We start from the raw sequence: 9,274 nt of genomic DNA on the forward strand, positions 1-9,274 counted from the left end.
CGCTCGCCGGCGGCCTGCACCGGCTGCCGCGGCAGATCGGGCTGAAGCGCGCCATGGGCATGATCCTGACCGCGCGCCATGTCAGCGCCAAGGAAGGCCAGGAACTCGGCTTCGTCAACGAGGTGGTGCCGCAGGGCGAAGCACTCAACGCCGCGCTGCGCTGGGCCGAGACGATCGCCAAGAACTCGCCGATGTCGATCCGCGCCTCGAAGCAGGCAATCCAGAAGGGGCTCGGCGTGTCGCTGGAACAGGCGATCGAGGAGCAGCGCGAGTATCCGGCGGTGAAGGCGATGGCCGCATCGCAGGATTACATCGAGGGACCGAAGGCGTTTTCGGAGAAGCGGCCGCCGAAATGGGTGGGGAAGTAGACGGTCATTCGGTCATTGCGAGCGCAGCGAAGCAATCCAGAAATTCCTCCATGGAGGCAGTCTGGATCGCTTCGTCGCAAGGGCTCGTCGCAATGACGGTGGAGTGGTCTAGGCGTCTCGCGATAGTTCCCGCTTATAAGATGCGAAGTTCGGCTGATCGACGGCGAGCTTGTCCATCGTGGTGGCCCAGAGGTGCTCGGCGAGCCCCGGCGTTGCGAGGTTGAGCTCGCCCCTGGCGATGCGATCGGCGAGCGTTCGGTTGAGGTCCGTCACCGAGCCGTCGATGCCGAGCAGCGCGCGCAGACGCTCCACCTCTTTCGCATCACTCCCCTCCTCCTGCGTCAGCTGCCGCGTGACGAGGTCGAGGATGTTGATGGCGACGCGCAGCTTGAAGGCCTGGTGGCCGGAGATCAGCGGCGTGATGTCGCTGCGGAGGAAGTCGGCGACTGACTTCGTCAGCTCGACGGGTGTCGGTTCGTCCTGCATGATCAGCTCCCGCGTGGCGCCAGCAGCCGCAACAGATCGATTTCGGTCTCGGACGCACGGCGGCCAATCATCGCGCGCTCCATCGAATGATCGGGGCCTTCGCGAAAACGCTGCATCATGCCGCCGCACATGATGCCCCAGCGCAGCGTGCCCATCACTTCCCAGAATTTCACGCGCGCCTGATCGACCTTGCGGCCGGCGGCCTCATACCCTGCGAACAGCTCTTCACGCGAGCCAAAGCCGCCGACCGGCTTGTCGATCTCGCCGAACCGCCAGGAATTGACGCAGACCCAGCCGAGATCCTCCATGGGGTCGCCGAGATGGGCGAGCTCCCAGTCGAGCACGGCGCGGACGCCGTCGGCGCCGATGATGAGATTGCCGTTGCGGAAATCGCCGTGCACCAACGTGGTCTCGGCCGACGGGCCGGGATCGTGGTCGCGCAGCCAGCGCAGCGCCAGCTCGAACACGGGCTTTGGCCAGTTCAGGCTGCGATAGTCGCGCTCGAACTCGGCGATCTCCTGGGTGGCGCCACGGCTGCGCAGCTCCGGCAGCTTGTCCTTTGGCAGTCGATGCAGGCCAGCGAGAATGCCGCCGATCTGCCGCGCCAGCAGCGGCCGCGCCGTGGCGAACTCGTCGTCGCGCAAGATTTTGCGCGCAATGGTCTCGCCTTCGACCCGTTGCATGATGAAGCCGGTGCCGAGATCGTCCTCCGGCACCAGCACATGCATCACGCGCGGCGACGGCACGCCGGCCTCGAACGCGAGCTGCATCAGCTGCGCTTCAGCGGCAAGACCTGCCGCGCGCGTTGGCGCCGCGCCATAGCCTTTCGGCGAGCGGCGCAGGATCGCGCCGATCGGCCCATCGGGATGCACGATATCGAAGCGCCAGGTTTCCTGGCTGGCGCCGCCGGACAGTTTTGCTGCTCCGGTGACGCCGGTCGCCCCCGGACACCAGCGCCGGACGCTGCGTGAAAGCTCCGTTTCGATCATTTGCCTTTGAACTGCGCGGGCCGCTTCTCCAGGAACGCGCCCACGCCCTCGCGGAAATCCTGGGTGTCGCCGGCGCGGAGCTGGCACTGGAATTCGAGGTTGAGCTGATCCTCGAAGGAATTCTCCGGGCTGTCCCAGTAGAGCTTGCGGATCAGCGACAGCGCGACCGTCGGGCCGCTGGCAAGGTCGCGCGCCAGCTTCATCGCCTCCTCCATCAGCACGCCGTCGTCGTGGACGCGGTTGACGAGGCCCCATTCCAGCGCCTTCTCGGCCGGCAGCCGCTCGCCCATCAGCGACAATTCGATCGAGCGCGCCCGGCCGATGAGGCGCGGCAGCAGCCAGGTCGAGCCGCAATCCGGCACGAGGCCGATGCGGCGGAAGGCCTGAAGGAAGTAAGAGGAACGCGCGCATAGGATCATGTCGCCGAGCAGCGCGAAGCTCATGCCGGCGCCCGCCGCCGGACCGTTGACCGCGGTCACGATCGGGCAATGCAAATTGCGAATGCGGCGCAGGAAGGGATGGAAGCCGGTCTCGAGCGTCAGGCCGGCCTTGGTCTTCTTCGACTGGTCGTTGCGGCCCTGAAGGTTCGCGCCGGTGCAGAACGCCCGCCCCGCGCCGGTCAAGACGACGCAGCGGACCTCGTCCTTTTTCTCCTCGATCGTGTCGAGCGCCTCGGCGAGACCGCCCAGCATGTCAACCGAGACCGCGTTCATCACCTCCTGATGGTCGAGCTTGAGGATCGCGACCGAGCCATCGAAATCGAGCGTGACGTGTTTGAACTGCATGGTTTCCTCGTGAGTTGCGGCCCGCGTCAGTTTCGCAGACCGGAATTCGTTTTGCCTGAGCGCATATTTGATTTTTGGCGCGGTCTTGTCCATGGTGATCAGAGCATAGCAAGCAATCTTGCGCGCAGCGGCTGATGCACCGCACATCAAGAAGACTTGCCAAAAACAGGAAACGCGCCATGAACATTTTCGACCTCTCCGGCCGCGTGGCCGTCATCACCGGAGGCAATGGCGGCATCGGCCTCGGCATCGCGCAGGCGCTCGCGGGCCAGGGCTGCAACGTCTCGATCTGGGGCCGCAATCCCGACAAGAACAGGGCTGCTGCCGCGAGCATGGCGGGGCTATCAGGCAAGGTCGACACCCGCGTCTGCGACGTCACCGACCCAGCCTCGGTCAACGCGGCGATGAAGGCGACGCTCGACATTTTCGGCCGGGTCGACGGTTGCTTCGCCAATGCCGGCATCGGCGGCGGCGGCCGGCGCTCCTTCATCGAGCGCACCGAGGAAGAATGGCGCACGATGTTTGCGACCAATCTCGACGGCGTATTCCACGCGTTCCAGGCCGCCGCGCGCCACATGACCGATCGCGCCAATGCCGGCGATCCCTTCGGCCGGCTGGTGGCCACCTCGAGCCTCGCCTCGATCTTCGGCACCGCGCGCAACGAGCATTATGCAGCGACCAAGGCCGCGATCAATGCGCTGGTGCGCGCGCTCGGCGTCGAGCTGGCCCGCCACGGCGTCACGGCCAATGCGATCCTGCCCGGCTGGATCAAGAGCGACATGACCGCGGGCATCATGGCGAACGAGAAATTCGTCGCCAACGTGATGCCGCGCATTCCGGTGCGGCGCTTCGGCGAGCCAAGCGATTTCGGCGGCATCGCCGTCTATCTGATGAGCAAGGCGTCGTCGTATCACACGGCCGATACGTTCGTGATCGACGGCGGCTATACCGCGTTTTGATCTTTTGCAGGGTGGGCAAAGGCGCCCTTGCGCCGTGCCCACCATAGGCATTTTCCAATGTCGTGGGGGGCACGCTGCGCTTTGCCCACCTACGGCTCATATTGTAAGCGCAGAAGGGAATGGGCAAATGTTCTCGCACGTGATGATCGGCACCAACGATCTCGACAAAGCCAAGTCATTCTACGACAACCTGCTGAGCACGCTCGAGGTGCGGCCGGCCAGGGTCGACGGCCACCGCATCTTCTACATCACCAAGACCGGCGTGTTCTCGGTGTCGAAGCCGATCAACGGCGAACCGGCGACCTGCGCGAACGGCGGCACGATCGGTTTTGCGTGCAGCTCGCCCGAGCAAGTCGAAGCCTGGCACGCGGCCGGTCTCGCGGCCGGCGGCAAGACCTGTGAGAATCCACCGGGCATCCGCGATGGCGGCGCGGCCGGCAAGATGTATCTGGCCTATTTGCGCGACCTCGACGGCAACAAGATCTGCGCCATGCATCGGATGCCGAACTAAACCACACGGTTGGTGTCATTCCCCGCGAAAGCGGGGAATCCAGTACGCCGCGGCTTCTCGGCCCAATCACGACGGTCTCTGGAATACTGGATCGCCCGGTCTTCGCCGGGCGATGACAGCGGAGAGTGAGGCGCGCTTGTCCGGGACGACACCTGGAGGGAGCTCTCCCGTCCCATTCAAACAACATTTCAAACGCCTCTGCCAAATTCCATCGCATGGCATGGCTCCGCGTGAAAAATGCGCGCTCGCACTTTGGCCGCGCTCCGACTATTCTTGCGCCCAGAACGATCTCAGCGTCCCGGGAGGAACAATGACAAAACACACCTACATTCCCCGCACCACCAACTACACCCTCAATCCCGGCGACGAGCTCAACGACCTGCGCATGTCGGACCAGGTCCGGCCGCTCTATGATCACGTCAAGAAATTCATCCGCGACACCGTCGAGCCGATGTCGATCGAGTTCGCCAAGGCCGGCGAAGGCAAGGAAGACCGCTGGAGCTTCACGCCGAAGCAGCTCGAGGTGCTGGAGAAGGCCAAGAACAAGGCCAAGCAGGAAGGTCTCTGGAACTTCTTCCTGCCGGACGACGAGACCGGCCAGGGCCTGAAGAATCTCGACTACGCCTATATCGCATCCGAGCTCGGCAAGAGCCCGCTGGCTTCGGAGAGCATGAACTGCTCGGCGCCGGACACCGGCAACATGGAGGTGCTGGAGCGCGTCGGCACCAAGGAGCAGAAGGAGAAGTGGCTGAAGCCGCTGCTCAACGGCGAGATCCGTTCAGCCTATGTCATGACCGAGCCGAACGTCGCCTCTTCCGACGCCAAGAACATCTCGACGACGGCAAAGCTCGTCGGCGACGAATGGGTCATCAACGGCGAGAAATATTACATCTCCGGCGTCGGCGATCCCCGCTGCAAGATCCTCATCGTGATGGTCAAGACCAATCCGGACGCGGCGCCGAGCAAGCAGCAGTCGCAGATCCTGGTGCCGCGCGACACACCCGGCGTCGAGGTGCTCGGCCCCATGTACGTATTCGGCCAGGACCACGCCCCGCGCGGCCACATGCACATGCGCTTCAACAATGTCCGTGTGCCCAAGGAGAACATCCTGCTCGGCGAAGGCCGCGGCTTCGAGATCTCGCAGCTCCGCCTCGGGCCCGGCCGCATCCATCACTGTATGCGCACCATCGGCAAAGCCGAGAAGGCGCTCGATCTGATGGTGCAGCGGGGCCTCACCCGCGAAGCCTTCGGCAAGAAGATCGCCCATCTCGGCGGCAACATGCAGATCATCGCCCAGGCGCGCTGCGAGATCGAGGCGATGCGGCTGATGGTGCTGAAGGCAGCGAAGGCGATGGACGTGCTCGGCAACAAGGAGGCCCGCGTCTGGGTCTCCATGGTCAAGGCCATGGTGCCTGAGCGCGCCTGCAAGATCATCGACCAGGCCATCCAGATGCACGGCGCCACCGGCATCTCGCACTGGACCCCGCTGGCCGAGATGTATCAGGACGTCCGCCATCTGCGCTTCGCCGACGGTCCGGACGAGGTGCATTGGATGGTGGTCGGACGCCACGAGCTGAGCATGGCGTGATCGAGATGTCGTAGGGCGGATTAGCGAAGCGTAATCCGCCCTACGAATGTCGTTCGACGGAAGTGCTGTAGGGTGGGCAAAGGCGCACTTGCGCCGTGCCCACCATAAAGAAGTGGTGGGCACGCTTCGCTTTCCCCACCCTACGAGACCTCCCCCTTGCAGGAGCCCCCATGGACTACGCCGCCAGCGACCTCACGCCACGCGAGCGCTACAAGGTGCTGACGTCCTTCATCCTGCCGCGGCCGATCGCGTGGGTGACCACGCTCGGGCCGACCGGCGTGGTCAACGCCGCCCCGTTCAGCTTCTTCAACGCGTTCTGCGAGGACCCGCCACTCTGCATGTTCGCGGCGAACCGGAAGCCTGATGGTGAGGACAAGGACACCTTCCTCAATATCCAGCGCACCGGCGAGTTCGTGGTCAACCTGGCGGACGAGCCGCTGGCGCGGGCGATGCACGAGAGCAGCGGCGATTTTCCGCCTGACATCGGCGAACCCGACTATCTCGGCCTCAAGCTTGCGCCCTCGACGAAGATCGCGGTGCCGCGACTCGCCGACACGCCCTGGGCGATGGAGTGCAAGCTCTGGAAGCTGATCGACGTCAACGACGATCGCCGCCTGATCATGGGCGAAGGCATCCACTTCCACATTCGCGACGAGCTGTGGGACGACAAGGCGATGCGGGTGCATATGGACCGCTATCACCCGATCGGCCGCATGTTCGCCGACCGCTACTGCCGCACCGACGACCGCGTCGTGTTTCCGGCGGCGGAAGGCGCAAAGACCCAATAGCCGAACCCAGGAGCGAGACGATGCCGGAATCCTTTCGCGACAACGAAGAACGCAGCCGGTTCGAGCTTGAGGTCGACGGGCCGATCGCCTTCGTCACTTACCGCAAGTCCGAGGGCGCGATCACGCTCGTGCACACCGAGGTGCCGCCGGAGCTCGGCGGCCGCGGCATCGGCTCGAAGCTTGGCCGCGCCACGCTGGACGCAGTGCGGGCACAGGGGCGCAAGCTCTCCGTCGAGTGCGATTTCATCCGCAATTTCATGCGCAAGAATCCTGAATACAACGATCTCCTCGCCGAGGGCGACGACGCGCAGGCAGAGCCGCAGGAGAGCTATCGCGCTGGCTGCTTCTGCGGAGCTGTCGAGGTCGACGTGACCGGCAAGCCGATGTTTGCGGGCTATTGCCATTGTGCCGACTGCCAGGCGTGGTCAGCGGCGCCGATCAACGCTTTCAGCCTTTGGAAGTCGGACAGTGTGCGCATCACCAAGGGCGAGGCGGAGCTCGGGACGTTCAACAAGACCGAGCACTCCTACCGAAAATTCTGCAAACGCTGCGGCGGCCACGTCATGACCGAGCATCCGCGGATGCGGCTGATCGACGTCTACGCCAATCTACTGAAGGGATACCAACACCAGCCCACCCTGCATGCGAACTACGCAAGCAAGATGGTGTCGGTCCGGGATGGCTTGCCGAAATTTGCCGACCTGCCGGCGGAGCTCGGCGGCTCCGGCGAGATGCTGCCGGATTGATCGTAGGGCGGATTAGCGAAGCGTAATCCGCCGAGCAATCTCCAAGGGATGGCGGATTACGCCTTCGGCTAATCCGCCCTACGCACCTAGGTCGCCGGTGCGATCTTGTCCTGCGTCTTGGTCTCGAAATCGCTGGCGTCGTGCCGCTCGTGGAGCTGGCTGGCGGGATCGCCGGAGACGCGGTTGACCATGCGGCCGCGCTTGACGGCGGGGCGCTGCGCAATCTGGTCGGTCCAGCGCTGCACGTTCTTGTAGTCCTGCACCGAGAGGAATTCGCCGGCGCCATAGACCAGCCCCTTGGCGAGCGCGCCGTACCACGGCCACACGGCCATGTCGGCGATCGTATAGTCCTTGCCCGCGAGGTATTCGTTGTCGGCGAGGCGCCGGTCGAGCACGTCGAGCTGGCGCTTGGTCTCCATCGCGAAGCGGTCGATGGCGTATTCGATCTTGGTCGGCGCGTAGACGTAGAAATGGCCAAAGCCGCCGCCGAGATAGGGCGCGCTGCCCATCTGCCAGAACAGCCAGGACATCGCCTCGGTGCGGGCCTTGATATCCTTCGGCAGGAAGGCACCGAACTTCTCGGCGAGGTAAAACAGGATCGAGCCGGACTCGAACACCCGGATCGGCTCCGGCCCGGAGCGGTCCATCAGCGCGGGAATCTTCGAGTTCGGGTTGATGTCGACGAAACCGCTGCCGAACTGGTCGCCGTTGCCGATGTTGATCAGCCAGGCGTCGTATTCGGCACCCTTGTGGCCGAGCGCCAGAAGCTCCTCCAGCATCACCGTGACCTTCACCCCGTTCGGCGTCGCCAGCGAATAGAGCTGGAAGGGATGCTTGCCAACCGGCAGCTGCTTATCGTGGGTCGGGCCGGCGATCGGGCGGTTGATGCTGGCGAACTGCCCGCCATTCTCCTTGTTCCAGGTCCAGACGTGGGGCGGCACGTAGGCGGGGGTGTCGGTCATGCGAGGGGGCTCCGGCGGAAAGATGCGCCTGCATTAATTAGCCCGGGAATAGCCGATGGCAAGGGCACCGCAACGCATTGCCGGGCGGGGCAACTTCACGTTTTGTCATGGCAAGCCCCTTCCCCGTCATTCCGGGGCGCCCGCAGGGCGCACCCGGAATTCATCGGGCCGCGGGGCTGCTTGGAGAGGTGGATTCCGGGTTCTCGCTGGCGCGCGCCCTGGAATGACGCAGCTCACCATGGAGGCGGCGGCCTTCGGATGACGCGACGCCTACACACAAGATGCCTCGCCGAATCCGGCATGTCATCGATCGGGTCGCGTCACTTTGCTTCGCCAGCGAAAGCAACGAGAACGCCAAGGCCGCCGGGAGAGAGCCATGAAATCGCCGATCTGCGACATGCTGGGCATCGAGTTCCCGCTGCTGGCCTTCAGCCATTGCCGCGACGTCGTCGCCGCTGTCAGCCGCGCCGGTGGCTTCGGTGTGCTGGGTGCCACCGTCCACACACCGGATACGCTCGAACGCGAGCTGAAATGGATCGACGATCACGTCGACGGCAAGCCCTACGGCATCGACGTGCTGATTCCCGAGAACATCTCTACATCAGGCGAGAAGGACGTCACCTGGAAGAGCCTTGAAGCGCGCGTACCGCAGGAGCACCGCAGCTACACGCGTGATCTCCTGAGGAAGTACGACATCGAGCTGATCACGACTGACGTGGACGCCAACCAGCCGCAGCCCTTCGACGGGAAGACGGCGCTGCAGCTGCTCGAGGTCTCCTTCAACCATCCGATCCGGCTGATCGCCAACGCGCTGGGCGTGCCGCCGAAGGCGATGATCGAGATGGGCAAGAAACACGGCGTGCCGGTCGCAGCGCTCGTCGGCGCCAAGGAGCATGCGCTGCGCCAGGTCGCGGCCGGTGTCGACATCCTCGTGGTGCAGGGCACCGAGGCCGGCGGGCATTGCGGCGAGGTCTCGACCATGGTGCTGGTGCCCGAGGTGATCAATGCGATCAAGAAGATCCGCGACGTGCCGGTGCTCGCGGCCGGCGGCATCATGACCGGACGGCAGATGGCGGCCTGCATGGCGATGGG

11 protein-coding genes are annotated in these 9,274 nt (G+C 64.5%); 7 read left to right on the top strand and 4 right to left on the bottom strand.

The window, feature by feature from the left end; all coding sequences use genetic code 11:
- On the top strand, positions 1–368 hold a 368-nt coding region (locus MOV74_RS22250), incomplete at its 5' end, for an enoyl-CoA hydratase-related protein (RefSeq protein WP_246926807.1).
- A gap of 108 nt (positions 369–476) precedes the next feature.
- Here MOV74_RS22250 and MOV74_RS22255 read toward each other — a convergent pair.
- The 3 genes from MOV74_RS22255 to MOV74_RS22265 are packed head-to-tail and all read right to left on the bottom strand — an operon-like array spanning position 477 to position 2,628.
- Entirely contained in the window at positions 477–854 is a 378-nt protein-coding gene (locus MOV74_RS22255; protein ID WP_246926808.1) for a DUF6285 domain-containing protein, read from the bottom strand.
- A 2-nt stretch (positions 855–856) separates the two neighbouring features.
- Positions 857–1,843 (bottom strand): phosphotransferase family protein, encoded by a 987-nt coding sequence (locus tag MOV74_RS22260; protein ID WP_246926815.1) that lies wholly within the window; start codon positions 1,841–1,843, stop codon positions 857–859.
- The gene (locus tag MOV74_RS22265; protein WP_246926817.1) at positions 1,840–2,628 is read right to left on the bottom strand and encodes an enoyl-CoA hydratase/isomerase; all 789 of its coding nucleotides are present in this window, start codon (positions 2,626–2,628) and stop codon (positions 1,840–1,842) included. The genes MOV74_RS22260 and MOV74_RS22265 overlap by 4 nt, the downstream gene beginning before the upstream one ends.
- Positions 2,629–2,807: 179 nt before the next feature.
- Here MOV74_RS22265 and MOV74_RS22270 point away from each other — a divergent pair, with 179 nt between their 5' ends.
- From MOV74_RS22270 to MOV74_RS41030, 5 genes are all read left to right on the top strand, one after another.
- Positions 2,808–3,587: an SDR family NAD(P)-dependent oxidoreductase gene (locus MOV74_RS22270; protein ID WP_246926819.1), complete on the top strand. Its 780-nt coding sequence runs from the start codon at positions 2,808–2,810 to the stop codon at positions 3,585–3,587.
- A 127-nt stretch (positions 3,588–3,714) separates the two neighbouring features.
- Positions 3,715–4,098: a VOC family protein gene (locus MOV74_RS22275; protein WP_246926821.1), complete on the top strand. Its 384-nt coding sequence runs from the start codon at positions 3,715–3,717 to the stop codon at positions 4,096–4,098.
- 310 nt (positions 4,099–4,408) lie between these two features.
- Positions 4,409–5,686 (top strand): acyl-CoA dehydrogenase family protein, encoded by a 1,278-nt coding sequence (locus MOV74_RS22280; RefSeq protein ID WP_212081204.1) that lies wholly within the window; start codon positions 4,409–4,411, stop codon positions 5,684–5,686.
- Positions 5,687–5,856: 170 nt separating this feature from the next.
- Entirely contained in the window at positions 5,857–6,474 is a 618-nt protein-coding gene (locus MOV74_RS22285) for a flavin reductase family protein (RefSeq protein WP_246926823.1), read from the top strand.
- Between the two features lie 20 nt (positions 6,475–6,494).
- Positions 6,495–7,220 carry an N-acetyltransferase gene (locus MOV74_RS41030; RefSeq protein ID WP_309486827.1) on the top strand — a complete coding sequence of 242 codons (726 nt, stop codon included), beginning with the start codon at positions 6,495–6,497 and terminating at the stop codon, positions 7,218–7,220.
- Positions 7,221–7,306: 86 nt separating this feature from the next.
- Here MOV74_RS41030 and yghU read toward each other — a convergent pair whose 3' ends face one another.
- The gene (yghU, locus tag MOV74_RS22300) at positions 7,307–8,182 is read right to left on the bottom strand and encodes a glutathione-dependent disulfide-bond oxidoreductase (protein ID WP_246926833.1); all 876 of its coding nucleotides are present in this window, start codon (positions 8,180–8,182) and stop codon (positions 7,307–7,309) included.
- 376 nt (positions 8,183–8,558) lie between these two features.
- Here yghU and MOV74_RS22305 point away from each other — a divergent pair.
- On the top strand, positions 8,559–9,274 hold a 716-nt coding region (locus tag MOV74_RS22305), incomplete at its 3' end, for a nitronate monooxygenase (RefSeq protein ID WP_246926836.1).

Source organism: Bradyrhizobium sp. SHOUNA76 (assembly GCF_023006445.1).
In the GTDB taxonomy this organism is placed as follows: Bacteria; Pseudomonadota; Alphaproteobacteria; order Rhizobiales; family Xanthobacteraceae; genus Bradyrhizobium.